The sequence below is a fragment of the Marichromatium sp. PS1 genome (genome assembly GCF_041155115.1).
Lineage (GTDB): Bacteria > Pseudomonadota > Gammaproteobacteria > Chromatiales > Chromatiaceae > Marichromatium > Marichromatium gracile.
In genome coordinates this window covers 1,523,459-1,548,517 of the sequence record NZ_BAAFHB010000002.1, presented here as the reverse complement: position 1 = coordinate 1,548,517, position 25,059 = coordinate 1,523,459, and the positions used below count along the sequence as shown (strand labels likewise).

General features: G+C 68.6%; 25 protein-coding genes. 11 read left to right on the top strand and 14 right to left on the bottom strand.

From position 1 onward, the window contains the following. The first annotated feature begins 135 nt into the window (after positions 1-135). Positions 136-486 (top strand): cupin domain-containing protein, encoded by a 351-nt coding sequence (locus ACAM26_RS08405; RefSeq protein WP_005220313.1) that lies wholly within the window; start codon positions 136-138, stop codon positions 484-486. Positions 487-494: 8 nt separating this feature from the next. Here ACAM26_RS08405 and ACAM26_RS08400 read toward each other — a convergent pair whose 3' ends face one another. The 5 genes from ACAM26_RS08400 to ACAM26_RS08380 all read right to left on the bottom strand — a co-directional run bounded on the left by ACAM26_RS08400 (position 495) and on the right by ACAM26_RS08380 (position 4,382). Then, positions 495-2,633, bottom strand: coding sequence for a heavy metal translocating P-type ATPase (locus tag ACAM26_RS08400; RefSeq protein WP_123139770.1), 2,139 nt, complete (start codon positions 2,631-2,633; stop codon positions 495-497). 73 nt (positions 2,634-2,706) lie between these two features. Beyond that, a complete protein-coding gene (locus ACAM26_RS08395; protein ID WP_123139771.1) occupies positions 2,707-3,132 on the bottom strand; it encodes a hypothetical protein in 426 nt (141 codons plus the stop codon). Then, positions 3,129-3,305 (bottom strand): hypothetical protein, encoded by a 177-nt coding sequence (locus ACAM26_RS08390; RefSeq protein ID WP_062276597.1) that lies wholly within the window; start codon positions 3,303-3,305, stop codon positions 3,129-3,131. The genes ACAM26_RS08395 and ACAM26_RS08390 overlap by 4 nt, the downstream gene beginning before the upstream one ends. Next, positions 3,298-3,645: a magnetosome protein MamC gene (locus ACAM26_RS08385; protein WP_132230531.1), complete on the bottom strand. Its 348-nt coding sequence runs from the start codon at positions 3,643-3,645 to the stop codon at positions 3,298-3,300. Before ACAM26_RS08385 ends, ACAM26_RS08390 begins: the two co-directional genes overlap by 8 nt. Further along, complete coding sequence (locus tag ACAM26_RS08380) at positions 3,642-4,382, bottom strand: hypothetical protein (protein ID WP_148040264.1); 741 nt, start codon at positions 4,380-4,382, stop codon at positions 3,642-3,644. The genes ACAM26_RS08385 and ACAM26_RS08380 overlap by 4 nt, the downstream gene beginning before the upstream one ends. Positions 4,383-4,648: 266 nt before the next feature. Here ACAM26_RS08380 and ACAM26_RS08375 point away from each other — a divergent pair, with 266 nt between their 5' ends. The 4 genes from ACAM26_RS08375 (at position 4,649) to ACAM26_RS08360 (ending at position 10,955) form a co-directional block, all read left to right on the top strand. Further along, the gene (locus ACAM26_RS08375; RefSeq protein ID WP_369613424.1) at positions 4,649-5,152 is read left to right on the top strand and encodes an HMA2 domain-containing protein; all 504 of its coding nucleotides are present in this window, start codon (positions 4,649-4,651) and stop codon (positions 5,150-5,152) included. Between the two features lie 218 nt (positions 5,153-5,370). Beyond that, complete coding sequence (locus tag ACAM26_RS08370) at positions 5,371-7,755, top strand: phosphoketolase (RefSeq protein ID WP_123139774.1); 2,385 nt, start codon at positions 5,371-5,373, stop codon at positions 7,753-7,755. A gap of 74 nt (positions 7,756-7,829) precedes the next feature. Beyond that, entirely contained in the window at positions 7,830-10,343 is a 2,514-nt protein-coding gene (locus tag ACAM26_RS08365) for a glycogen/starch/alpha-glucan phosphorylase (RefSeq protein WP_369613423.1), read from the top strand. 186 nt (positions 10,344-10,529) lie between these two features. Next, positions 10,530-10,955 carry a PIN domain-containing protein gene (locus tag ACAM26_RS08360; protein WP_123139776.1) on the top strand — a complete coding sequence of 142 codons (426 nt, stop codon included), beginning with the start codon at positions 10,530-10,532 and terminating at the stop codon, positions 10,953-10,955. 26 nt (positions 10,956-10,981) lie between these two features. On the opposite strand, the gene ACAM26_RS08355 is transcribed toward ACAM26_RS08360, so the two are convergent. Continuing rightward, the gene (locus tag ACAM26_RS08355; protein WP_123139777.1) at positions 10,982-11,299 is read right to left on the bottom strand and encodes a hypothetical protein; all 318 of its coding nucleotides are present in this window, start codon (positions 11,297-11,299) and stop codon (positions 10,982-10,984) included. A gap of 170 nt (positions 11,300-11,469) precedes the next feature. Between ACAM26_RS08355 and ruvB the strand changes: the two genes are divergently transcribed. Together ruvB and ACAM26_RS08345 are read left to right on the top strand one after the other, a co-directional pair. Continuing rightward, entirely contained in the window at positions 11,470-12,510 is a 1,041-nt protein-coding gene (gene ruvB / locus ACAM26_RS08350) for a Holliday junction branch migration DNA helicase RuvB (protein ID WP_123139778.1), read from the top strand. A gap of 37 nt (positions 12,511-12,547) precedes the next feature. Beyond that, complete coding sequence (locus ACAM26_RS08345; protein WP_005220290.1) at positions 12,548-13,180, top strand: trimeric intracellular cation channel family protein; 633 nt, start codon at positions 12,548-12,550, stop codon at positions 13,178-13,180. Here the strand turns inward: ACAM26_RS08345 and ACAM26_RS08340 are convergent. The 3 genes from ACAM26_RS08340 to ACAM26_RS08330 are packed head-to-tail and all read right to left on the bottom strand — an operon-like array spanning position 13,159 to position 16,103. Next, the gene (locus ACAM26_RS08340; RefSeq protein ID WP_369613422.1) at positions 13,159-13,833 is read right to left on the bottom strand and encodes a uracil-DNA glycosylase family protein; all 675 of its coding nucleotides are present in this window, start codon (positions 13,831-13,833) and stop codon (positions 13,159-13,161) included. The genes ACAM26_RS08345 and ACAM26_RS08340 overlap by 22 nt on opposite strands. An 18-nt stretch (positions 13,834-13,851) precedes the next feature. Next, positions 13,852-14,433 (bottom strand): DinB family protein, encoded by a 582-nt coding sequence (locus tag ACAM26_RS08335; protein WP_123139780.1) that lies wholly within the window; start codon positions 14,431-14,433, stop codon positions 13,852-13,854. Further along, positions 14,430-16,103: a glutamine--tRNA ligase/YqeY domain fusion protein gene (locus ACAM26_RS08330; RefSeq protein WP_123142553.1), complete on the bottom strand. Its 1,674-nt coding sequence runs from the start codon at positions 16,101-16,103 to the stop codon at positions 14,430-14,432. The genes ACAM26_RS08335 and ACAM26_RS08330 overlap by 4 nt, the downstream gene beginning before the upstream one ends. A gap of 479 nt (positions 16,104-16,582) precedes the next feature. Between ACAM26_RS08330 and ACAM26_RS08325 the strand changes: the two genes are divergently transcribed. Then, positions 16,583-16,891: a DUF1840 domain-containing protein gene (locus tag ACAM26_RS08325; protein ID WP_123139782.1), complete on the top strand. Its 309-nt coding sequence runs from the start codon at positions 16,583-16,585 to the stop codon at positions 16,889-16,891. A 138-nt stretch (positions 16,892-17,029) separates the two neighbouring features. Then, positions 17,030-17,782 carry a PEP-CTERM sorting domain-containing protein gene (locus ACAM26_RS08320; RefSeq protein WP_123139783.1) on the top strand — a complete coding sequence of 251 codons (753 nt, stop codon included), beginning with the start codon at positions 17,030-17,032 and terminating at the stop codon, positions 17,780-17,782. Between the two features lie 71 nt (positions 17,783-17,853). Here the strand turns inward: ACAM26_RS08320 and gltX are convergent, their stop codons facing one another. Beyond that, a complete protein-coding gene (gltX, locus tag ACAM26_RS08315) occupies positions 17,854-19,269 on the bottom strand; it encodes a glutamate--tRNA ligase (protein WP_369613421.1) in 1,416 nt (471 codons plus the stop codon). Between the two features lie 278 nt (positions 19,270-19,547). Here gltX and ACAM26_RS08310 point away from each other — a divergent pair, with 278 nt between their 5' ends. Both ACAM26_RS08310 and ACAM26_RS08305 read left to right on the top strand, forming a co-directional pair. Continuing rightward, the gene (locus ACAM26_RS08310; protein WP_369613420.1) at positions 19,548-19,919 is read left to right on the top strand and encodes an Mth938-like domain-containing protein; all 372 of its coding nucleotides are present in this window, start codon (positions 19,548-19,550) and stop codon (positions 19,917-19,919) included. A 20-nt stretch (positions 19,920-19,939) separates the two neighbouring features. Next, entirely contained in the window at positions 19,940-20,638 is a 699-nt protein-coding gene (locus tag ACAM26_RS08305; protein ID WP_123139785.1) for a hypothetical protein, read from the top strand. Here the strand turns inward: ACAM26_RS08305 and ACAM26_RS08300 are convergent. From ACAM26_RS08300 to ACAM26_RS08285, 4 genes are all read right to left on the bottom strand, one after another. Further along, entirely contained in the window at positions 20,617-21,483 is an 867-nt protein-coding gene (locus ACAM26_RS08300) for a prephenate dehydrogenase/arogenate dehydrogenase family protein (protein ID WP_132230517.1), read from the bottom strand. The genes ACAM26_RS08305 and ACAM26_RS08300 overlap by 22 nt on opposite strands. Continuing rightward, positions 21,480-22,592 carry a histidinol-phosphate transaminase gene (gene hisC, locus ACAM26_RS08295; RefSeq protein ID WP_123139787.1) on the bottom strand — a complete coding sequence of 371 codons (1,113 nt, stop codon included), beginning with the start codon at positions 22,590-22,592 and terminating at the stop codon, positions 21,480-21,482. The genes ACAM26_RS08300 and hisC overlap by 4 nt, the downstream gene beginning before the upstream one ends. A 141-nt stretch (positions 22,593-22,733) precedes the next feature. Continuing rightward, complete coding sequence (gene pheA, locus ACAM26_RS08290) at positions 22,734-23,834, bottom strand: prephenate dehydratase (protein ID WP_123139788.1); 1,101 nt, start codon at positions 23,832-23,834, stop codon at positions 22,734-22,736. A gap of 2 nt (positions 23,835-23,836) precedes the next feature. Next, positions 23,837-25,021, bottom strand: a complete 1,185-nt coding sequence (locus ACAM26_RS08285; protein ID WP_369613419.1) for a 3-phosphoglycerate dehydrogenase family protein — start codon at positions 25,019-25,021, stop codon at positions 23,837-23,839. Positions 25,022-25,059: the final 38 nt, after the last annotated feature.

Below are 25,059 nucleotides of genomic sequence, written 5' to 3'. Positions count from 1 at the left end.
AATAGTTCTCGATCAGGCATTAAGCAAGGGTTGTGCGCGTTTGTTTCTTGCCGACAACCTTGCTATTTTCGATCGAATCAGCGGGATCGGCCCGCCCTCTTCCACCTCAAGCTCGCGGAGCGTTAGAACGATTTCATGAAAGAAGCAGACTGGCTCCTCTTCCAGCTCGACGACCTGGTCTCGAGCGTCGATCGCAACGGTGTCGCCTTCAAGGAATTCCTGCGCACCCCGTCGCTCTCCTGCTCGGTCTATCACCTCCCGGCAGGCTCCAAGGACATGGCCAGCGCCCATGAGGAGGACGAGCTCTATCTGGTGCTCGAGGGACGCGCGCAACTGCGGGTCGGCGACAGCGTGCGGCTGGTCGAGAAGGGCACGCTGATGTACGTGCATGCCGCCTGCAGCCATGCCTTCTTCGACATCGAGGAGGATCTCACCGTGCTGGCCTTCTTCGGCGCGCCGGTACGCGCACACCTGCAGCGCGGCTGACCCCGCTCTCAGTCGTCGACCGGCGGCGCGAGACGACGCTCCTCGGCACCATCGAAGTCCACCCCGCGCAGGGCGTTGAGCAGCACCGCCAGGGTGGTGCCGTTGTGCAGCACCGCGCTGGCCAGGGGCGAGACCCGACCGCTCGCCGCGCCGACCAGGATCGCGGTGTTGATGCCGACGGCGGCGCGGAAGTTGTTGCGGATCAATCGCATGGTGCTGAGCGCCAGGGCGCGCGCGTCGGCCACCGCATCGAGCCGATCGTCGGTGAGCAGGATGTCGGCCGTGGCGCGGGCGATATCGGCACCGCGCGGCATGGCGATGCCGACATCGGCGGCAGCGAGCGCCGGACCGTCGTTGACCCCGTCGCCGACGAAGGCGACCTTGGCCCCGGCATCCTGCAGGCGCATCAGGATCGCCGCCTTGTCCTCGGGCGCGACCTCGGCGTGCACCGCGTCGAAACCGAGCTCGCGACCCAACGCCTCGGCCTTGCTGCGGCGGTCGCCGCTGATCATCACCAGCCGCTCGATGCCGAGCGCACGCAGCCGCGCCAGCGTCTCCGGGGTCTCGGGGCGCAGCGTGTCGCGCAGCGCGATCAGCCCGACCGGGCCCTCGCGGTTGGCGACGAAGAGCAGGATCTTGCCGGCGTCGTGGAAGCTCGAGATACGCGGCTCGAAGGGCGAGAAGTCGATGCCCTCGTGCTCCTCGAGATAGTGACGGCTGCCGATCATGATCCGCCCCCCGGCGACATCGGCCGAGAGCCCGTGGGCGACCAGATAGTCGACCTCGCCGTGGCTGATGTGCTCGAGTCCGCGCGCCTGTGCGGCGTCGACCACGGCGCTGGCGATCGGGTGCGAGGCGTGCTCCTCGATCGAGGCGACCAGCGCGAGCAGGTCACACTCGTCGCAACCCGGGTGGGTGGCGAGCACCTCGACATCGGTGACCGCCAGCTCGCTGTGGGTCAGGGTGCCGGTCTTGTCGAACACCAGGGTATCGACCCCGGCGAGCTGCTCGATCGCCTCGCCACCACGCATCAGCACCCCATTGCCCGCCGCACGCGCCATCCCCGACTTGATCGCCACCGGGGTGCCGAGCTTGAGCGCGCAGGCATAATCGACCAGGAACACCGACTGCACCCGACGCAGGTCGCGGGTGGCGGCATAGACCGCCGCCCCCGTGCCCAGGGTCAGCGCCACGCGCTGATCGGCGAGCCGGTCGGCCTCGCTCTGGGTGACCGAGCGCTTGGTGAGCGCATCGCCGATGAAGCGCGCCACCCGCGCCGAGGTGGTCTCGGCGCCGACCTGGGTGGCCTCGATGCGCAGCCGCCCCTCGACCAGCACCGAGCCGCAGATCACCCGTCGGTAGACCGACTTGCGCACCGGCACGTCCTCGCCGGTGACCGCCGACTGATCGACCAGCGCCACCCCATCGATCACCCGACCGTCGACCGCGATGCGCTCCCCCGGCCCGACCTGAACGATCTCGCCGACCTCGACCTGATCGCCGGGCACGCGCACCAGCTCACCGTCGCGCTCGACCCAGGCCGGCGCGGGGTCCGGGCGCAGCAGCCGCGCCAGCATGCGATCGGAGCGACGCGCGGTGCGCTCCTCGAGATAGGCGCCGAGACGCAGCAGCAGGTCGGTGACGGTGGCGGCATAGACCTCGCCACGCGCCGCCGAGAGCCCTACCGCCACGGCATCGAGCACCTCGACCTTGACCCCTTCGTTGACCAGGGTGTCGACCCCGCGCGCCAGCGTCGGCGCGGCACTGGTCACCGCCAGCGCCAACCGCCAGCCCGGCGGCAACAGCGGCAGCAGCGCCAGCGCCAACAACGAGGTCGCCACCGGCGCCAGCCCCGAGTCCGGCTCGCCGGCGGACACCGGCAGCGCGTCGTGACCGACATGGGGCACATAGGCGCGCAGCCGCTCGATGACGCGAGCCCGCGCCTCGGGCGTGGGCGTGAACTCGATCACCAGCGAACCCGTCGCCACCCCGGTACGCACCTCGCGCACCTCGGGCAGGGCATCGAGCCAGAGTTCAAGGGTGTCCGGTGCATAACCGGGGGCGCCGAGGGCGGGGAGACGCAGCCGCAACCGACCGGGCAGCTGGTGAACGACGCGATAGCGCAGCGCGGGCAAGGAAGGGGTCACGAGATCAGGGTCCTGAACTGGGCGTGGGCGGGCGGACGCACCCGCCCACGTGGGCTGGGGGAGAGGGTGACGCTCAGGGATCCTGACGCTGCGAGGCGTGCCGCAGCTCGGCCTCGGCGTCGCCGAAACGCTCCTTGATCTCCTCGACCCCGCCCTGGACCATCGCCCAGGCGCGTACCATGCCGTTGATCGCCGTGCGCTGCACCTGCTCGTTGGTGAGCAGATAGGTCGCAGCGGCGCCGATCACCAGCCCCTTGAGGAAGCGGTCACGCGACAGCGTCGCCAGCGTGCCCTGCTGGTTCTGGGGGTTCCACTGGGGCTGCTGCATCGCCATGGGCGCATGATAGCCCTGGTAGTAATAGGCCTGTCCCTGAGGCGGAAGAGCCGCACCCTGGCCCTGGTGATACTGCTGATACTGCCCACCCTGGGCCTGTCCCTGGGGGGCACCCCCCGGTTGGCCCTGGGCGCCCTGCCCTGGATAGCCGTATTGATTGCTCATGCCGAGTCTCCTGTGGTCGGTCGTGCGTTGTTCGGTGCCGGTTGCCGGTTGCCGCGCGCCTTGACCAGGCCACGCAGCAACATCACCAGTGCCGCGCCGGTGATCAAACCGCCGATGCCCTCGGCGATGTTCTTCGTGACCCCGTGCTGATGACGTTGACGTTGATCAGTCATGCATATCCCCATCGGTCCATTGACGCAGCCCGTAGAAGACCGCCGACCCGGCCAGGAACATCAGCCCGAGCCGCAGCGCCCCCTGATCGGCGACGGTGGAGGCCACGGCGCCGGCCGCAGCGGTGGCCACACCCGCGGCCACCGCGCTCTTGCCGGTCTCGACCAGGGCCAGGTTGGGAAGCTGCTCGCCGGCCTGGATGCGATCGACCTGACGGGCCGCGGCGAGACTGCCGCCGATCACCGCACCGAGGGTGGCGAGCCGCACCAACGACCCGCAATCGCTGCTGATCGCCGGGGCCGTGGGCGCCGTGCCCGGCCAGAAAACGGGAGGCTGGCTCATGCCTTCTGCTCCTCGCCACCACCCTGACCCTTGTCGCCACCGAAGAGGGTGCGCTGGACCGAGCCGTTGGTGAACACCAACACGGCGGCGGCACCGAGCAGCGCGCCCTTCCAGAAGTCGGTGTCATTGAAGTCGATCAGCTTGGAGAGGCTGTTGAGTCCGTTGCCACCATTGGCCAGCTCATCGACCAGTTCCGCCACCCCGGCGCCGGCGCCGTGCTGGGCACCGAACCCCTGGTGCGCACCGGCCCCCGGGGGATAACCACCCGGCGCCGCGCCATGACCGGCCCACTCGGGCTGCCCACCCTGGTACGGCGCGCCCTGATAGGGCATGGCCCCAGGCGGCATGCCACCGGGCTGATAGCCGTACTGCGGCGGCTGCGCCCCCGGGTACGGCTGTCCCGGATACGGCTGCTGCGGCGGCATCATCCCCGGCATCCATTGCGGCTGGCCACCGGCCTGAGGCCCATATCCACCCTGCGCGGTCTGTGGTCCCTGGGGCTGGGCCGCGGCGACGCCCGGCGACGGCGCGCCCCAGGCCGGCTGCGGGGCCTGCTGCTGGCCGGGGTGCATGCCCATGCCTGGCTCCTGGCCCTGCGCCGACCAGGGTACGCCGGCGCCCTGGACACCCTGGCCCGCAGCGCTGTCGCAGCCCTCGGCCTGCCAGGCCTGCGCGCCCTCCTGGCCGCCTCCGGGCATATCCGGTCGCGCCTGCGCCTCTGACTTGTGTTCGCTCATGGTGACTCCGCTTGGATGGATGGGTTGCGGCACCGCACTCGAGACGGTGCTCATCGTCGTCCTCGACCTCGCGATGCACGGACCGCTCGATCGAGACCGCAGCGGTGGGGGCACCGCACTGCCACGGCGGACGGTCCCGACTGGAGAATAAAGTTAACGCAGCCGCCCGTCGTAAACAATAACGATTTACGTTTGCATGGAGAGCGGGGCGCGGTTAGACTCGGAGGGTCTGGAGATGGTTGGAGTATCCCCCGGAGGAACCAGCGATGCCGTCCGTACCCGCAGCACGCCAGGGGCAGCTGCCCCCGGTCTCGATCTGTCATCAGGTGCCGGGGCGCGTGCGGCTGCGCGTGCCGCTGCTGCTCGCCGAACCCGCTGCGGCGACGGCGCTGGTCAAGGCGCTGCGCGCCCTGCCCGGGGTGGAGGGCGTACGCAGCAATCCGGCCTGCGCCAGCCTGGTGGTGCGACATCATGCGTCCCAGCCACTGGCGGCGAGCACCATCCTCTCGACACTGACTCCATTGATCCATCAATCGCGTCCTCCGGCGGCCGCTCCTCTGGTCCATCCTATACGAAAAACGCCAAAGTGGAACAGGGCGCACCCCCAGCGCGTACAGCGCCGGCGCTCGCGTGCCGACTGCCCGCTGTGCCGGCTCAAGCTCAGGGCGGCGCGCTGGATCATGGCCGACGTGTGGCGCTGCTGGCAGGAGCGTACGCGCGCGCGCATTCGTACCCTGATGGTCACGGCGCTCTCGCCGCTGCGTCACTGACCGAGCCGACACCGCTCACACGCCCGGATGGCGATGCCATAAAAACTTAATATTCAGCGCATTGCCATATGACCTTGACGAGGCCCGGTGATGTCGCGGCGCCATGGCGCCATCACGCACCCACCTGACCCCACTCGGCCATCCTGTCTGGCCTTCCCCCCGACCATCGACTATCGTGATCACCTGAACTCACGCAATCACCGATTGAGGAGTCTGCAATGGTCACCCCCGTCGCGCATCCTGACGCGAACCTGTCCCCAGAGCTTTTGAAGCGGATCGACGCCTACTGGCGCGCCTGCAACTACCTGGCCGTCGGCATGATCTATCTGCGGGACAACCCGCTGCTGCGCGAACCGCTGCGCGAGGAACATCTCAAGCAGCGCCTGCTCGGTCATTGGGGCGCGAGTCCCGGACTGTCGTTCATGTACGTCCATCTCAACCGCATCATCAATGCCTACGACCAGCGCGCCATCTTTCTCGCCGGCCCGGGTCACGGCGCCCCCGGGGTGCTCGCCCCGGTCTATCTCGAGGGCACCTACTCCGAGGTCTATCCCAACAAGAGCGAGGATGAGGAAGGTCTGCGCGCCTTCTTCAAGCAGTTCTCCTTCCCCGGCGGCATCGGCTCGCACTGCACGCCCGAGACCCCCGGCTCGATCCACGAGGGCGGCGAGCTCGGCTACTCGATCTCGCACGCCTTCGGCGCGGCCTTCGACAACCCGGATCTGTTGGTGGCGGTCGCCGTCGGCGACGGCGAGGCCGAGACCGGGCCGCTGGCCACCTCCTGGCACTCGAGCAAGTATCTCAACCCGATCCGCGACGGCGCGGTGCTGCCGATCCTTCATCTCAACGGCTACAAGATCAACAACCCCACCCTGCTCTCGCGCATCCCCAACGAGGAACTGAGCAACCTGATGCGCGGCTACGGCTGGACCCCGCACTTCGTCGAGGGCGACGACCCGATGGAGATGCATCAGCGCATGGCCGAGACGCTCGATCGCTGCCTCGCCGAGATCCGCGGCTTCCAGCAGCAGGCACGCGAGAGCGGCCAGGCCAACCGCTGCCACTGGCCGATGATCGTGCTGCGCACCCCCAAGGGCTGGACCGGTCCGAAGACGGTCGACGGCAAGCGCGTCGAGGGTTTCTGGCGCGCCCATCAGGTGCCGCTCTCGGGGATGCACGGCAATCCCGCCCATCTCGAACAGCTCGAGGCGTGGATGCGCAGCTACCAACCCGAGGAGCTGTTCGACGAGCAGGGCCGGCTGCGCCCCGAGCTCAAGGCACTCGCGCCCCGGGGCGAGATGCGCATGAGCGCCAGCCCCCATGCCAACGGCGGCCTGCTGCGACGTGCGCTGCGCCTGCCCGACTTCCGCGACTACGCCCAGCCGATCAGCCGTCCGGCCACCGAGCGGGCGATGAACACCCGCCCCCTGGGGGCGATGCTGCGCGACGTGATGGCGCGCAACACCGACAACTTCCGTGTCTTCGGCCCGGACGAGAACACCTCCAACAAGCTCGACGCCATCTACGAGGTGAGCAAGAAGCTGTGGCTGTGCGACTACCGCGAGGAGGACGCCGACGGCGGTGAACTCTCACCCGATGGCCGGGTGCTGGAGATGCTCTCGGAGCACACCCTCGAGGGTTGGTACGAGGGCTATATCCTCACCGGGCGGCACGGTTTCTTCGCCACCTACGAGGCCTTCGTCCACGTCATCGACAGCATGTACAACCAGCATGCCAAGTGGCTGTCGATCTGCGAGGACATCCCCTGGCGCGCCCGTGTCTCCTCGCTCAACCTGCTGATCACCTCCACCGTCTGGCGCCAGGACCACAACGGCTTCACCCACCAGGACCCGGGCTTCCTCGACGTGGTGGTCAACAAGAACCCCGAGGTCACGCGGATCTACCTGCCCCCGGACGTCAACACCCTGCTCTCGACCGTCGACCACTGCCTGCGCAGCCGCGACGACATCAACGTGATCGTCGCCGACAAGCAGAACCATCTGCAGTACCTGGACATGGACGCGGCCATCAAGCACTGCACCAAGGGCATCGGCATCTGGGAGTGGGCGAGCAACGACCAGGGCGGCGAACCCGACCTGGTGATGGTCGGCTGCGGCGACATCCCCACCAAGGAGGCGCTGGCGGCCACCGCGCTGCTGCGCGAGCACTTCGCCGACATCCGCATCCGCTTCATCAACGTCGTCGACCTGTTCCGTCTGCAACCGGCCGGCGAACACCCCCACGGGCTCAACGATGCCGATTTCGACAGCCTGTTCACCAAGGATCGGCCGGTGATCTTCAACTTCCACGGCTATCCCTGGCTGATCCACCGTCTCGCCTACCGTCGCACCAACCACAGGAACCTGCACGTGCGCGGCTACAAGGAGAAGGGCAACATCAACACCCCGCTGGAGCTGGCGATCAACAACGAGATCGACCGCTTCAGCCTCGCCATCGACGCCATCGATCGGGTACCGCGGCTGCAGGTGGCCGGCGCCCACGTCAAGGAGCGGCTGCGCGACATGCAGATCGAGTGTCGCAACTACGCCTTCGAGCACGGCGTCGACAAGCCCGAGGTCGACGACTGGACTTGGCCCTATTGATCTGATCCGACCGGGGCGCGTTCACGCGCCCCGCCCCGACGCATCTCCCCTCTCCCCACACTGAGGCGTCACCGATGAGCAAGGCGCAACGACCCGAGTCACCCTGCGAGCCCCGCGAGCCGACCCGCACCGGGATGTCGAAGGAGGCGCTGAAACAGGCCTATATCGACAACCTGTTCTTCATCCAGGGACGCTTTCGCGAGGTCGCCACCCCCCATGACCTCTACATGGCCGCGGCCTACACCGCGCGCGACCGACTGCTCGAGCGCTGGGTGCGTTCGGCGCAGCTGTTCAAGTCGAGCCATGCGCGCACCGTCTGCTACCTCTCGGCCGAGTACCTGCTCGGTCCGCACCTGGCCAAGACGCTGATCAACCTCGGCATCACCCAGGCGGCGCGCGAGGCGGCCGAGGAACTCGAACTCGACTTCACCGCGGTACTCGAGGAGGAGGAGGAGCCGGGACTCGGCAATGGTGGGCTGGGACGGCTGGCCGCCTGCTTCATGGACTCGCTCGCAACCCTGCGCATCCCCGCCATCGGCTATGGCATCCGCTACGAGTTCGGCATCTTCGACCAGCGCATCGAGGACGGCTGGCAGGTCGAGGTCAGCGACAACTGGCTGCGCAACGGCAACCCCTGGGAGATCCCGCGACCGAAGATCTGCTTCCCGGTCTGCTACGGCGGGCACACCGAGCGCTATCGCGACGCCGATGACCAGTGGCGCACCCGCTGGGTACCGGCGATGGTGATCCAGGGGGTCGCCTACGACACCCCGATCCTCGGCTTCGGCACCGACAACGTGAACCTGTTGCGGCTGTGGAAATCGGAGGCGGCCGAGTCGCTCGACTTCCAGGCCTTCAACATCGGCGACTACTACGGCGCGGTGCACGCCAAGATCGAGGCCGAGACCATCTCCAAGATCCTCTACCCCAACGACGAGCCCGAGGCGGGCAAGGAGTTGCGGCTCAAGCAGCAATACTTCTTCGTCTCCTGCTCGATCCAGGACATGATCCGGCTGCACCTCAACACCGTCGGACCGATCGAGCAGTTCGATCAGAAGTTCGTCGCCCAGCTCAACGACACCCACCCGGCGCTGGCCATCGCCGAGCTGATGCGGCTGTTGCTCGACGAGCACGGGATGGACTGGGAGCAGGCCTGGGGGATCACTCACCGCACCTTCTGCTACACCAACCACACGCTGCTGCCCGAGGCCCTCGAGACCTGGCCGGTGGCACTGCTCGAACGGCTGCTGCCGCGCCATCTGGAGATCATCTACGAGATCAATCAGCGCTTTCTCGATCAGGTGCGGGTGCGCTTCTTCGCCGACGACGCGCGGGTGGCGCGGATGTCGTTGATCGGCGAGGACGGCGAGCGCCGAGTGCGCATGGCGCACCTCGCGGTGGTCGGCAGCCATCAGGTCAACGGGGTGGCGGAGCTGCACTCGGAGCTGGTGCGCACCACCATCCTGCGCGACTTCCACGACCTCTGGCCCGAGCGCTTCACCAACGTCACCAACGGGGTCTCGCCGCGACGTTTCATCATGGTCAGCAACCCGCGGCTGGGGCGGCTGATCAGCGAGGTCTGCGGCGGCACTGGCTGGGCGCGCGACCTCGAGCAGCTGCGCCGACTCGAGGAATACGCCGACGACCCCACCTTCCAGGCCCGCTGGCGCGAGATCAAGACCGCCGCCAAGCGCGATCTGGCCGACTGGATGGCCGCGCGCACCGGGGTCGACCTCGACCCGGTGCAGCTCTTCGACGTCCAGGCCAAGCGCATCCACGAGTACAAGCGCCAGCACCTCAACGTGCTGCACATCATCCGCACCTACCAGCGCATCAAGCAGGACCCCGATCACGACCTGGTGCCGCGCGCCTTCATCTTCGGCGGCAAGGCCGCACCCGGCTACTTCGCCGCCAAGCTGCTGATCAAGCTGGTCAACGCCGTGGCCGAGGTGATCAACCACGACCCCGAGGTCAACGGCACCATCCGCGTCGCCTTCATGCCCGACTTCAACGTCAAGAACGGTCAGCGACTCTACCCCGCCGCCGACCTCTCCGAGCAGATCTCGCTGGCCGGCAAGGAGGCCTCGGGGACGGGCAACATGAAGTTCTCGATGAACGGGGCACTGACCATCGGCACCCTCGACGGCGCCAACATCGAGATCCGTCGCGCCGTCGGCGAGGACAACTTCTTCCTCTTCGGCATGGACGCCGAGACCGTGGCGCACCGCCAGGCCGAGGGTTACCACCCCTGGGAGTACTATCGCAACGACCCGGAACTACGCGCCGATATCGACCTGATCAACTCGGGGCTGTTCTCGCACGGCGACACCAGCCTGTTTCGCCCGCTCACCGACCAGCTGGTCAACCACGACCCCTTCATGGTGCTGGCCGACTATCGCGCCTATGTCGAGGCCCAGGAGCATGTCAGCAGCGCCTACCGCGACCCCGCACGCTGGACGCGGATGTCGATCCTCAACGTCGCGCGCATGGGCCGCTTCTCCTCCGACCGCGCCATCCGCGAATATGCCGAGCGGATCTGGGCGGTCGAGCCATTGCCGGTGGAGAGCGGGGCGGAGACGACGCGCTGACCACTCATCCGGCCACGAAATGTGACGCTTGTCACACCGATGAGTCTTGACTTATAAGGGTTTCCTGATTGATAGCCCCGCATCGACAGATGCGGGGCGCTCCGGCATGGACCGCGACACCGGGCATCCGCTCGGCATACCCACCGCTCGCCGGCCATGACAGGCGAATACCACAGGGAACGAACGATGTCCGACACCCCCAAGGCGCTCTTCGACGTCACCGTGCTGACCGCGGCCATGGCCGCGGAGGACTCCCGCAACGGCCCCGCACGCGCGGCCTTCGGCCTGGTCACTGATGGACGCGTACGCGGCTATATCTGCGCCAGCGCGATCGACGCACTGCACGACTTCCTCTCCCGCACCCAGGGCCAGCGCCAGGCGCGCGGCGCGCTCGACCGGCTGCGCGCGCTCTTCGAGATCGCCCCGGTCGACGCCGGCATCGTCGACGCGGCCATGGAGCTCGGTTGGGACTATCTCGACGATGCCCTGACCCACGAGTGCGCCCGCGCCCAGGGACTCGACTACCTGATCACCGCCAACCCCGAGGACTTCCCCGGCAGCGCGCTCAAGGTGCAGCCGCCCGAGACCTTCCTGCGCGAACTCCACGGCTGACGCCAGCGCCGGCGGCGGGCCCTGGATCAGCGCTTGCGCACATCCAGATACTCGCGCTCGACCGCCGTCTCCAGCGCCTGCATGCCCTTGACCAGCTCCTCGTAGCGCATCCGCAGCGCATGCAGCCGCGCCACCGCCTCCTTGCCCGGCAGCTCGCCGTTACTCTTGGTGGCGATCTCGAACAGCGCCTGCAGATAGCTCGCGCGCGCACGCGCCACCATCTCGATCACCGGATTGAGATCGCTCAGGGTCAGCGCCGAGATCGCCGGATTGATGTGGCGGCGGTTGATCTCGCGGATCGCGGCGTCGATCTCCAGCAGCAGTCGACTGTTTTCGTTTGGCATGCTTGCTCCTCAATTCGCTCACAGAAAGCGTCCCGCTTCTCGCCTGCGCGGGGACCATACGTCACGCTGGCGCGCACGTCGATCGAGGCGCGATCTCCGGCACGAAGATGTCCGCATCCCCTATCATAGGCGCACCCGACCAACTCCCTTGTCTCCCCTCGCCGCCCGACATGACCGACCCAGACCGTATCATCAGCCCCCAGGCCGCCACCGACGACAATGCGCTCGATCGCGCCATCCGCCCCCGCACGTTGGCCGACTATGTCGGCCAGCCGGCGGTCTGCGACCAGATGGAGATCTTCATCGGCGCCGCCCGGGCGCGCGCCGAGGCGCTCGATCACGTGCTGATCTTCGGCCCCCCCGGTCTCGGCAAGACCACGCTCGCCCACATCATCGCCCAGGAGATGCAGGTCAACCTGCGCCAGACCTCGGGACCGGTGCTGGAGAAGCCCGGCGATCTGGCCGCGCTGCTCACCAACCTCGAGGAGGGCGACGTGCTCTTCGTCGACGAGATCCACCGTCTCAGCCCGGTGGTCGAGGAGGTGCTCTACCCGGCGATGGAGGACTACCAGATCGACATCATGATCGGCGAGGGTCCGGCGGCGCGCTCGATCAAGCTCGACCTGCCGCCCTTCACCCTGGTCGGCGCCACCACCCGCGCCGGGCTGCTGACCTCACCGCTGCGCGATCGCTTCGGTATCGTCCAGCGGCTCGAGTACTACTCTGCCGCCGACCTCACCACCATCGTCGAGCGCTCGGCACGACTGCTCGGCATCGCCGCCGACACCGCCGGCGCAAGCGAGATCGCGCGCCGCTCGCGCGGCACCCCGCGCATCGCCAACCGGCTGCTGCGACGGGTGCGCGACTATGCCGAGGTGCGCGCCGACGGCCATATCGACGCCGCCGTCGCCGATCGCGCGCTGGAGATGCTCAAGGTCGACGCCCAGGGCTTCGACCACATGGACCGACGCCTGCTCGAAGCGGTGATCGAGAAGTTCGACGGCGGCCCGGTCGGGGTCGAGAGCCTGGCCGCGGCGATCGGCGAGGAGCGCGGCACCATCGAGGACGTGCTCGAACCCTATCTCATTCAGCAGGGCTTCCTGATGCGCACCCCGCGCGGGCGCATGGCCACCCAGATCGCCTACGACCACTTCGGCCTGCGCGCGCGCCGCGACGCCGAGCCCGGGCTGTTCGATCAGCCGACGGAATGAGACGGCCCGCCCCCCTGGCGACGGAATCAGTGACGACATGCCCCAACTGCACATCCCGCTCGATCTGCTGATGTACTGCACCAGCCTCGCCGCGGTGGCGATGATGGCCGCCGCGGCGGTATTGGAGGCCGGGCGCAAGCGCTTCGACCTGTTCGGCATGGTGGTGGTGGCGCTCGCCGCCGCACTCGGCGGCGGCTCGCTGCGCGACCTGCTGCTCGATCGCCCGGTGTTTTGGATCGCCGACCAGACCTATTCGATCGTCGCCCTCGGCGCGGCGCTCTTCACCTTCTTCCTGGCGCGGGTGTTCTCGCTGCCGGCGCGGCTGTTCCTGATCCCCGACGCGCTCGGACTGGCGCTGTTCACCGTCACCGGCACCAAGGCCGCGCTCGCCTGGGACGCGCCCTGGTTGGTGGCGAGCTTCATGGGGGTGATCACCGGGGTGGTCGGCGGCATCCTCCGCGACGTGCTCTGCAACGAGGAGCCGCTGGTGTTCCAGGGCACCCTCTACGCCACCGCCTCCTGGCTCGGCGCACTGGTGCTCCTGGCGATGCTCGAACTGGAGATCAACCCCAGCATCGCCGCCGTCACCGGCGGCAGCCTGGTGTTCCTGCTCCGGCTGGCGGCGATCCGCTGGGAGATCAGCCTGCCCTACTTCACCACCAAGGAGTGATCGGCGCGCAGCGCGCGCCACGCCGGGTGCGCCTCGATCAGCGCCAGCGCCTCGGCCAGCAGGGTCTTGCCCGGCTCCATCTTGAACCAGGTCGAGGCCCCCGAGGAGTGCGGCAACGGGATCATGTCCGCCTCCCACCCGGCCGGGTCGCGATAGCGCCACTGCTGACCGACCACCTCGTTGAGCCGCTTGAAGTCCATCAACTGAGCGATGGCGAGCTTGCCCACCGGGATGATCAGCCGTGGCCGCAACAACGCCAGCTCGCCGCGCCACCACTCGGCGCAACGCGCGATCTCCTCGCCATCCGGCACCCGGTCCCCGCCCTTGGGGTTCTTGCCCGGGAAGCAGCGACACACGGCGCTGATCAGCAGCCGCTCGCGACAGACCGGCTCGTCCATGCCGATCGAGCCGAGCCAGCGGAACAGCGTCTTGCCCGCGGTCCAGCAGAACGGCAACCCCTGCTCGATCTCGCGGGTACCCGGCGCCTGACCGACCAGCATCACCGGCGAGATCAGGGTGGCGCTGTGCACCGAGGGGCCGAACATCGCCGGGCAGCGACGACAGTCCTCGAGCGCGTGGTGCAACCGGGTCAGGGCAGCGAGCCGGTCGGCCGGGGTGGCGTCGGCGGCGACGGTGAAGGGGGTTGAAGACATCGGACTCCTGAGACGGGATCAGTCGAGACGGCGCGCGATCCGCTGGATCTGCACGCGATGGATGCGGTTGTGCAGCGCCGCCAGGGCGTGCCACTGGCGAGCGCTGAGTGGGCCGAACCAGGGATGGGGATAGGGTTCACGACCATTGAGCACGCCGAGGCGTTCGATCACCTCGGCGTGGCGCTCGACGCTCGCGCGCAGCGCATCGATACGGTCGGGTCCGGCGTCGAGATGCGGGGTGACATCGGCCGGCGCGATCTCGACGCTGTGCCCCTGGCTGACACAGAGGGCATGGACCAGCGCGGTGACGGCGGTGTTCACCATCACCAGGTGATCGAGCACCATGTAGACCGACCAGTCACGTCCACCGGGCTCGAGTCCGGCGACGCGACGGATGCGCACCGCACGCCGCCCCTGCACCTCGTCGAGCCCGGCGGCGATGGCACAGGCCTGCTCGGCCTCGCGGCGAAACAGACGCAGCACCGACCCCGGCGACGACAGCGCGGCATAGGCGCGCAGGCCGAGATCGGCCACCAGGCGCTCGTGTGCCGGGAGGCGCTGACCCGTCGGATCGGTTGCGTCGGTCTCGCGTCTACTCACCCGTTACCCTTGCCCCAGCTGTCGCGCAGCCCCACGGTGCGGTTGAACACCGGGCGCTGCGCCGTCGAATCGGGATCGACGACGAAATAGCCCTCACGCTCGAACTGGAAGCGCTCGCCCGGCTGTGCCCCACCGAGGCTCGGCTCGAGCATGCAATCGACCAGCACCTCGAGCGAGTCGGGGTTGATGTCGTTGCGATAATCCTGCCCCTCGGCGCCGGGCATCGCAACCCGGAACAGACGGTCGTAGAGGCGCACCTCGGCGGCCACCGCGTGCGCGGCGGCGACCCAGTGGATCACCCCCTTGACCTTGCGCCCCTCGGGCTTGCAGCCGAGGGTGGCCGGGTCGATGCTTGCGCGCAGCTCGACGACCTCGCCGGCAGCGTCCTTCACCACCTCGTCGCAACGGATCACATAGGCGTTGCGCAACCGCACCTCACCGCCCGGCACCAGCCGCTTGAAGCCCTTCGGCGGGACCTCGGCGAAGTCCGCGCGATCGATATAGAGCTCGCGCCCGAAGGGGATCTCGCGGCTGCCCATCGACTCGTCCTTGGGATGGTTGGCCGCGCTGATGTTGAGCACCTCGTCCTCGGGGTAGTTGGTCAGCACCACCTTGAGCGGGCGCAGCACCGCCATGCGCCGGGGCGCGTGGGCGTCGAGATCGTCGCGGATGGCGCTCTCGAGCATCGCCATCTCCACCCGGTTCTCCGACTTGGTCACGCCGATGCGCTCGCAGAACTCGCGCAGCGCCGTCGGGGTGTAGCCACGCCGCCGCAGCCCGGCGATGGTCGGCATGCGCGGATCGTCCCAGCCATCGACGTGCCCCTCGGCGACCAGCTCGGTGAGCTTGCGCTTGCTGGTGACGGTGTACTCGAGGTTGAGCCGGCTGAACTCGATCTGACGCGGCCGGCTCGGCACCGAGACGTGCTCGACGCACCAGTCGTAGAGCGGACGGTGGTCCTCGAACTCGAGGGTGCAGAGCGAGTGGGTGACGCCCTCGATGGCATCGCTCAGCGGGTGGGTGAAGTCATAGGTCGGGTAGAGACACCAGGCGTCCCCGGTCTGGTGATGGATCACCCCGTGCTTGATGCGATAGAGCACCGGGTCGCGCAGGTTGATGTTGGGCGCGGCCATGTCGATGCGTGCGCGCAGGGTGCGCGAACCATCGGGGAACTCACCGGCGCGCATCCGCGCGAACAGCTCGAGGTTCTCCGCCACCGGGCGATCGCGCCACGGGCTCGGGCGACCGGGCTCGGTGAGGGTGCCGCGATACTCGCGCATCTGCTCGGCATCGAGCTCGCAGACATAGGCCAGCCCCTGCTCGATCAGCTCGACGGCGAAGCCATAGAGCCGCTCGAAGTAGTCGGAGGCAAACCGCGCCTGCCCGCCCCACTCGAAGCCGAGCCAGCGCACGTCGGTCTTGATCGCCTCGACGAACTCGAGGTTCTCCTTGTGCGGATTGGTGTCGTCGAAGCGCAGGTTGCACTGCCCACCGAGCGACTCGGCCAAGCCGAAGTTGAGCGCAATCGACTTGGCGTGGCCGATGTGCAGATAACCATTGGGCTCAGGCGGGAAACGGGTCACCACCCGGTCGTGGGTCCCGGCGGCCAGATCCGCTTCGACGATCTGGCGGATGAAGTTGGTGCGGGTCGGCTCGGCAGCGTCGGTCATGATGTCTCGGGCAGGCGATAGATTGATTGGACGACGAACAGGATATTTTATCGCGCGCGCCCCTGGGCGTCAGCCTGACTGATCGGTCGACAGCGGGCAGCGCTCAGCTGCCAGCCGCCAGTGGGCGTACAGACTCGACGAACGCAGCGGGCACGAACCACCCCACGCCGCCTCTCGCTGTCAGCCCCAAAACACAGCAGGACCTGCGTGATGCTCTTGCTGTTGATCTGCTCACCACCACCCACCGAGAGCGCCCCCCTTCGCGATTTTGCGATCCGCGCCCCGGCTACCACCATCCAACTGGAGGCTGGAGGCTGGAGGCTGGAGGCTGGAGGCTGGAGACTCTTCCCCTTGCCTCGTCTCCTTTGCGTCTTTGCGGTTCAATCCCCTGGCGACTGGCGACTGGCGACTGGCGACTGGCGACTGGCGACTGGCGACTGCTAGCCTAGCACTTCACCCGCCCATCATCGGAGCCGATCATGCTCGTTCATTTCCAGACCAGTGCCTATGCCACCATCACCATGTTCGGCGAGGTCGCCGTGCCCCTGATCAAGCTGATGGGGCACAGCGGCAGCGTGCCCGGCGCGCTGCTCGCCGCCGATGTCCCCCGGGCGCTGGAGCGACTGCGCGACGGGGTCGCGGATCACCCCGGGCTTTATCTCGATCCGCGGCGCGATGAGGACGACGGCGAGCGCCGCCATGTCAGCCTCGCCCATCGCGCCCTGCCGCTCATCGAGCTCCTGGAGGCGGCCGCGGCCGCCGAGGCCAATGTGATGTGGGACCACTGAACGGGCACTGGCGCACTCAAGGCGGCACGCCCGGAGTGGTAATCTGATCCGTTCTGGAGGGATTCCAGGCACGGGCGCGAAGGCGCCCGGTCCCCACCGCCGGGACCGGTCGGCGGCGATCACGACAACGATAAGCACATGCGCACGCACAGCAGACGACTTCTCGGCCTCACCCTCGGGCTCACCAGCCTGTCGGCGCTGGCCACACCGATCGACCTCTCCGGCTGGCAGGCCGAGGGACCCGGCAAGTGGCAACTCGGCGACCCGGGCAGCGTCACCCAGACCCGCAACGAGGCCCCCACCGTTTTCTTCAGCAGCGACCCGGCCCAGGGCTTGAGCCTCTCCGGACAGCTCCAGGTCGACTATGCCAAGGACAACGATGTCATCGGCTTCGTCCTCGGCTATCGAGCCGGCGATCTCGGCGCCAGCGACGTCGACTATCTGCTGATCGACTGGCGCCGCTCGGACCAGAGCCGCTACGGCGGGCGCGCCGAGGGCGGTCTGGCCATCTCGCGCGTCACCGATCGGCTCGACGAGAACAGCGGCGCCTGGTGGCACGACCCGGCTCAGGGCGTCGAGGAGCTGGCGCGCGGGCTCACCCTCGGCGATACCGGCTGGGACCCCTACACCAGCTACGACTTCGACCTGCACTTCACCGCCACCGGGGTCGAACTGTTCATCGACGGCATCAAGGAACTCGATCTGGCGGGCAACTTCGCCGACGGCGGGATCGGTTTCTACAACTACTCGCAGCGCAACGCGATCTACTCCGGGCTGCAGTTCACCGCGCTCGCCGCGGACGATAGCGGCGGTAGCATTCCGACGCCGACGAGCCTCGCCCTGCTGCTCGCGGGCGTCCTCGGGCTGGGGCTGAGTCGCCGCAGGCGCTGAGCCCGAACGCAAGCGCGCCGGGGCCCGCGAGGACCCCGGCGCGCGGGTCGTTCAAGCCGACGACGGACCGATCAGGCGGCGCTCTCGCGCTCGGCGATATAGGCGAGCGCCTTGTCGATACGACGCAGCGTCGCCTCCTTGCCGACCAGCATCAGCGTCTCCTCGATCCCCGGGGAGGCGGCGCGACCGACGATGGCCACGCGCAGCGGCTGGGCGACCTTGCCCATCTTCACCTCCAGCTCCTCGGAGACGCGCTCGACCACGCGCTTGAGATCGTCCGGGTTCCAGTCCTCGTAGGCCATCATCTCGAAGGCGGCGCGCAACCGCTCGAGCGCCTCGCGCGCGACCGGACGCAGGTGCTTCTTCGCCGAGGTCTCGTCGAACGCCTCGAAGTCCTGGTAGCAGAAGGCGCTGATCTCGGCCAGCTCGGCGAGGGTCTTGGCGCGCGCGGCCTGGGCCTTGACCACCGCGGCCAGCTCCGGGCCGGTGCTGGGGTCGATCCCCAGCCGGCCCATGTGCGGGCTGAGCAGACGGGCGATGCGGGAAGGCTCGGCATGGTGCAGATAGTGCTGGTTGAGCCAGTCGAGCTTGTCGGTGTTGAAGGCCGAGGCGGCCTTGTTGACCGCGCCGATGTCGAACAGCTCGACCATCTCCTCGAGCGAGAAGATCTCCTGATCGCCGTGCGACCAGCCCAGACGCACCAGATAGTTGAGCAGCGCCTCGGGCAGATAGCCCTGATCGCGATAGGACATCACCCCCACCGCACCGTGACGCTTGGACAGCCGCGCGCCGTCGTCGCCGAGGATCATCGGCACGTGGGCGTACTGCGGCACGTCGCGACCGAGCGCGCGCAGGATGTTGATCTGGCGCGGGGTGTTGTTGATGTGGTCGTCGCCACGGATGACATGGGTGATGCCCATGTCGGCGTCGTCCACCACCACGGTGAGGTTGTAGGTCGGCGAGCCGTCGCTGCGACGGATGATCAGGTCGTCGAGCTCGGCGTTGTTGAACGGCATCCGTCCGCGGATCATGTCGTCGACCACCACCACGCCGTCGGCGGGGTTCTTGAAACGGATCACGTGCGGCTTGTCGGGGTCGACCTGACGGTTGCGGCAGCAGCCGTCATAGCGCGGCTTGACCTTGCGCGCCATCTGGTCCTCGCGCAGCTTCTCGAGCCGCTCCTTGGGACAGTCGCAGCGATAGGCCAGCCCCTTGTCGAGCAGCTCGTCGATGACCTGGTTGTAACGGTCGAAGCGCTGCGTCTGGTAGAAGGGCCCCTCGTCGTACTCGAGCCCGAGCCAGGTCATGCCCTCGAGGATCGCGTTGACCGACTCCTCGGTCGAGCGTTCGAGATCGGTGTCCTCGATCCGCAGCACGAACTGCCCACCGTGCCTGCGGGCGAAGAGATAGCTGAACAGCGCGGTACGAGCGCCGCCGACGTGCAGATAGCCGGTTGGAGACGGTGCGAATCGGGTACGAACGGTCATGGGATTCCGGATCGGTTGTGATGGGAGTGAGCGCAGATTCTAGCAGAGCCGACCGCCGCGAACCCGGGTGGCGCGGTCGGCGGAGAATCGAGACGAGCGAAGCGCAAATGATACGACCGACCGCCAGCCGCCAGCGTCACGCCGAGCGCGCTGCGGCTGGCGGCTGGCGGCTGGCGGCTGGCGGCTGGCGGCTGGCGGCTGGCGGCTGGCGGCTGAAGGCTGAAGGCTGAAGGCTGGCGGCTTGTCCCCTCCCCGAGCCCTGGGGTATGGTCCGAGACATGAAATTCGCCCAGACAGAAGACGCCGACAGCAACCGGGTACAGGGCTACGGCCCCGAGGGGACCCAGATCCGCGACCGGCGCTACACCTATGCCCTGCTGGTCTCGGCCGAACGGCTCGACCCCGACTGGGGACCGGCGCGCGCCGAGGCGCTCACCCCCGAGCACATCGCCGCGCTGCTCGAGGGCGATCCCCAGGTCATCGTCATCGGCACCGGGGCGCGTCAGGTCTTCCCCGACCCCGCGGTCTATCGCGAGGCGATCGCGCGCGGGGTCGGCGTCGAGTTCATGGACACCGGCGCGGCCTGCCGCACCTTCAACATCCTCCTCGCCGAGGACCGGCGAGTGGTGGCCGGGCTGCTGCCCTACTGACCCGCACCGGAGCACACGCCATGGATCGCGCCCTGGTCCCCGGTCTCCTCATCGCCGCCCTGCTCGCCATCCTCGGACTGGCGCTGCTGATGCCCGATCCGCCGGCGCCCGCCGGTGCGCGTCTGCCCTGGCAGGTGAGCCTCAGCGCCGACGGCGCCACCGAGGTCTTCGGCCTGACCCTCGGCACCAGCACCCTGGCCGATGCCCGCACGCTGTTCGGCGAGTCGGGCGAGCTGAACCTGTTTCGCGCAGGCACCGAGCAGGCGCCGCGCCTGAGCGTCGAGGCCTATTTCGCGCGCCTGCACCTGCACCGGCTGCGCGCCGACTTCATCCTCAGTCTGGCGATCCCGCCCGAGCGGCTGACCGCGGCCTATGCCCGCGGGCTGCGCATCAGCCAGCTGCCGAGCGGCGACAAGAAGGTCCGTCTCGCCCCCGAGGACGAGACCGCGTTCGCCGCCGCGCCGATCCGCGCCATCACCTACCTGCCCCAGGCGCGGCTCGATCCGGCGCTGATCGAGCGCCGCTTCGGCCAGCCGGCACAGCGCCTCGTCGAGTCCGAGGGCGGCATCGTCCACTACCTTTATCCCGACCGCGGCATCGACATCGCCCTCGCCGCCGACGGCGAGACCGTCATCCAGTACGTCGCCCCGGCGGCCTTCGACACCCTGCTCGCGCCGCTCGAGGCGCGCGCGCTCGATCAGCGCACGCCGTCGATGTAGCGGTCGCGCGCCTCACGCGCGCGCGCGAACAACGCCAGCAGCTCGTCGCCGTCCTCCTCGCGGATCAACCGCGCGAGATCGGCCAGCTCGACGCTGAAGCGTCCGAGCATCGCGCTCAACGCCTCGCGGTTGGCCAGACAGATGTCGCGCCACATCTCCGGACTGCTCGAGGCGATACGGGTGAAGTCGCGAAAGCCGCCGGCGGCGTAGCGGAAGATCTCGTCGTTCTCGCGCATCCGCGCCAGGGTGTCGACCAGACCGAAGGCGAGCATGTGCGGCAGGTGGCTGGTCGCGGCCAGCACCTCGTCGTGGTGGGAGACGTCCATCCGCGTCACCTCGGCCCCGCAGGCCCGCCACATCGCCTCGACCCGATCGACCGCCTCCGGCGCGGTCTGCTCCACCGGGGTGAGGATCACCCGACGATCACGATAGAGCTCGGCGAAGGCGGCCTCGACCCCGCTGCGCTCGGTGCCGGCGATCGGGTGTCCCGGCACCAGGAACGGCGGCGGCGCGCCGAACACCGCGCCGGCATCGGCCACCACGCTGCCCTTGACGCTGCCGCCGTCGGTGACCACCGCACCCGGCGCGAGCGCCGGGGCGATGGTCTCGAGCACCCCCCGCATCGCCCGCATGGGCACGGCGAGGAAGACCATATCGGCGCCGGCGACGGCCTCGGCCGGGTCCTGGCTGAAGCGATCGATCACCCCCAGCTCGCGGGCGCGCTCGAGGTTGGGCAGCGAGCGGCCGCAGCCGACCACCTCGCCGACCGCCCCGGCCTCGCGCAGCGCGCGCGCCAGCGAGCCGCCGATCAGCCCGACGCCGATGACCGCGAGCCGCGCGATCATCGGCCCAGCACCTGCTCGAGCGCGGCGATGCAGCGGGCGTTCTCCGCCTCCAGCCCGATGCTGATGCGCAGGTGATTGGGCAGCCCGTAGTTGGCCACCGGACGCACGATCACCCCCAGGCGCAGCAGGGCGTCGTTGACCGGACCGGCCGGCCGACCGACGTCGACGGTGATGAAGTTGCCCACCGAGGGGATGAAATCGAGCCCCAGACGCGCGAAGGCCTCGGTGTACTGGCGCATCCCGGCGCGGTTGAGCTCGACCGAGGCGCGCACGTGCTCGCGATCGTCGAGGGCGGCGACCGCCGCGGCCTGGGCCAGGGCGTTGACATTGAACGGCTGGCGCACCCGGTTGAGCAGGTCGGCGACCTTGGGGTGGCTCAGCCCGTAGCCGACGCGCAGCGCCGCCAGCCCGTGGACCTTGGCGAAGGTGCGGGTAACGATCAGGTTGGGGTGCTTCTCCAGCCACAGGGTGGCGTCGGGGAAGTCGGGCTCGCTGACATAGTCGGTATAGGCCTCGTCGATCACCACCAGACAGGTGCGCGGCAGCGCCTCGATGAAGCTCTTGAGCGCGGCGGCGTCGAGCCAGGTGCCGCTGGGGTTGTTGGGGTTGGCGATCCACACCACCCGGGTGCGCTCGTTGACCAGCGCGGCCATCGCTTCGAGATCGTGGCCGTAGTCGCGCGCCGGGGCGATGCGCGCGCTCGCCCCCACCGCCTGGGTGGAGATGGCATAGACGGCGAAGGCGTGTTCGGAGAACACCGACTCGGTGCCGGGCTGGAGGAAGGCGCGCGCGATCAGGTCGAGCACGTCGTTGGAACCGTTGCCGAGGGTCACCGCACTCGGCGAGACGTCGTGGTGGGCGGCGATCGCCATGCGCAACTCGAAGCCACCGCCGTCGGGGTAGCGACCGAGGTCGCCGCAGGCCTCGGCGATCGCCGCGCGCGCCTTGGGGCCGGGGCCGAGCGGATTCTCGTTGGAGGCGAGCTTGACCGCGTCGGTGATGCCGAGCTCACGTTCGAGCTCGGCCATCGGCTTGCCGGGGACATAGGGCGAGAGACCGGCGACCCAGGGTGCGGCGATCTCGAGGAAGGGGTTGTCTTGATTGGGCATGATGCAGACTCGCGATGTTCTCGTCCTGATCGTCCCGGGGGATGGGACGAGATCCGTGATTGATGATCGGAGGCCGGGCGACGCGCGATCGCCCGGTAGCAGTCTCGACCGGCGCAGGGGCTGCGCCGGGGTCGGTCGCGGCTAGAGTACCGCCACCGGATAGGAGCCGAGCACCTTGAACAGCTGCGCCTCGCGCTCCAGGTGTTCGAGCGCCGCGGCGACCGGCAGGTCCTCGCGGTGACCGATGATGTCGACGAAGAAGACATAGTCCCAGATACCGCGTCGCGAGGGCCGCGACTCGATCCGGGTCATGCTGATGCCGTGGGCGGCCAAGGGCATCAGCAGCGCATGCAGCCCGCCGGCCTTGTTGCGACACGAGAGCAGCAGGCTGGTCTTGTCCTCGCCGCTCGGCGGTGCGTCCTGCTTGCCGATGACGAGAAAGCGGGTGGTGTTGCCCGGCTCGTCCTCGATGCGCTCGGCGAGCACCGCCAGGCCGTAGATCTCGGCGGCCTGATGGCCGGCCACCGCCGCCGCGCCCGACTCCTTGGCGGCGGTGCGCGCGGCGTCGGCGTTGCTGCCGACGGCCACCCGCTCGGCGTGCGGCAGATAGCGATCGAGCCACTCGCGACACTGGGCGAGCGACTGCTGGTGCGAATAGACGGTGCGGATCGCGCCGAGCTCGGTCTCGGCGCTCATCAGGTGATGATGGATGCGCAGCGTGACCTCGCCGGTGATCGCCAGCGGCGAGGTCATGAACAGGTCGAGGGTGTGGCTGACCACACCCTCGGTGGAGTTCTCCACCGGCACCACGCCGAAGTCGCAGGAGCCGGCCTCGACCTCGCGGAAGATCTCGTCGATGGTGGCCATCGCCCGGGTCACCACCGAGTGGCCGAAGTGCTTGATCGCCGCGGCCTGGGTGAAGGTGCCCTCGGGCCCGAGAAAGGCGGCCTGCAACGGACGCTCGAGCGCCAGACAGGCGGACATGATCTCGCGAAACAGCCGTGCCACCTCCTCGCCGTCGAGGGGCCCCGGGTTGGCGTCCTTGACCCGGCGCAGGATCGAGACCTCGCGCTCGGGACGATAGAACTGTACCGCGCGGCCATCGGTCTCGGTCTTGATGTGGGCAACACGCTGGGCACAGCGCGCCCGCTCGCTGATCAGATCGAGCAGTTCCTGGTCGATGGCATCGATCCGTCCACGGACCTGATCGAGCCCGTCCTGGTCGTGTGTGTTGTCGGCCATGGTCAGCACGCCTCCGGCAGCGGGTCGAGCGCACGCGCCGAGCACACCCCATCGATCGCCGCCAGGGCGGCGAGCGTCTCCGGCGGACAACGCCGGTCGACGTCGATCAGGGTCACCGCGATGGTCTCGCGCGAGCGGTTGAGCATATCGAGGATATTGAGCCCGGCGGTGCCGAGATGGGTCGAGATCTGACCGACCATGTTGGGGACATTGTTGTTGACGATGGAGATCCGTGCACCGCCGTTGCGCGGCAGCACGATCTCGGGGAAGTTGACCGAATGGGTCACGTTGCCGTTCTCCAGATAGTCGCGCAGCTGCTCGGCGACCATCACTGCACAGTTGTCTTCCGCCTCCCGGGTCGAGGCACCCAGGTGCGGCAGCACCACCACCTGCGGGTGGGCCTTGAGCTGGTTGTTGGGGAAATCGCAGCAGTAGCCGTGGAGCCGCCCCTCGTCGAGCGCCGCGAGCACCGCCGCGTCGTCGACGATGCCGCGCCGCGAGAAGTTCAGCAACAGCGCCCCGTGACGCATGCCGCGGATACGCGTGGCATCGATCAGATGACGGGTGTCCTCGGTCAGCGGCACGTGGAGGGTGACGCAATCGGCACGCGCGAGCACCTCGTCGACGCTGTGCGCGGCCTCGACGTCGTGTTCGAGCTGCCAGGCGCGGGCCACGGTGATGGTGGGGTCATAGCCGATCACCCGCATCCCCAGCGCCCGCGCCGCATTGGCCACCTTGACCCCGATCGCGCCGAGCCCGATCACCCCGAGGGTACGCCCCGGCAGCTCGAAGCCGACGAAGGCGCGCTTGCCCTGCTCCACCGCCTGCTGGATGGCGGCATCGTCGCCATCCAGCCCCTCGACGAAGCGCAGCGCCTGGGCGATGTTGCGCGAGCCGATCAGCAGCGCCGCGAGCACCAGCTCCTTGACCGCGTTGGCGTTGGCTCCCGGGGTGTTGAACACCGCCACCCCGCGCGCGGTCAGCGCCGTCACCGGGATGTTGTTGGTGCCCGCGCCGGCGCGCCCGACGGCGCGTACCGAGGACGGCACCGCCGCGGCCTGCAACGGCGCCGAGCGCAGCAGGATGGCGTCCGGGTGGACGATCTCCGAGGCCACCTCGTAGTGCTCGCGCGGCAGCCGCTCGAGCCCGGCCACCGCGATCTGATTCAAGGTCTGGATCCTGAACATGCCCGCTCGGCCTCCTGCATGATGACGGACGCGCGCCG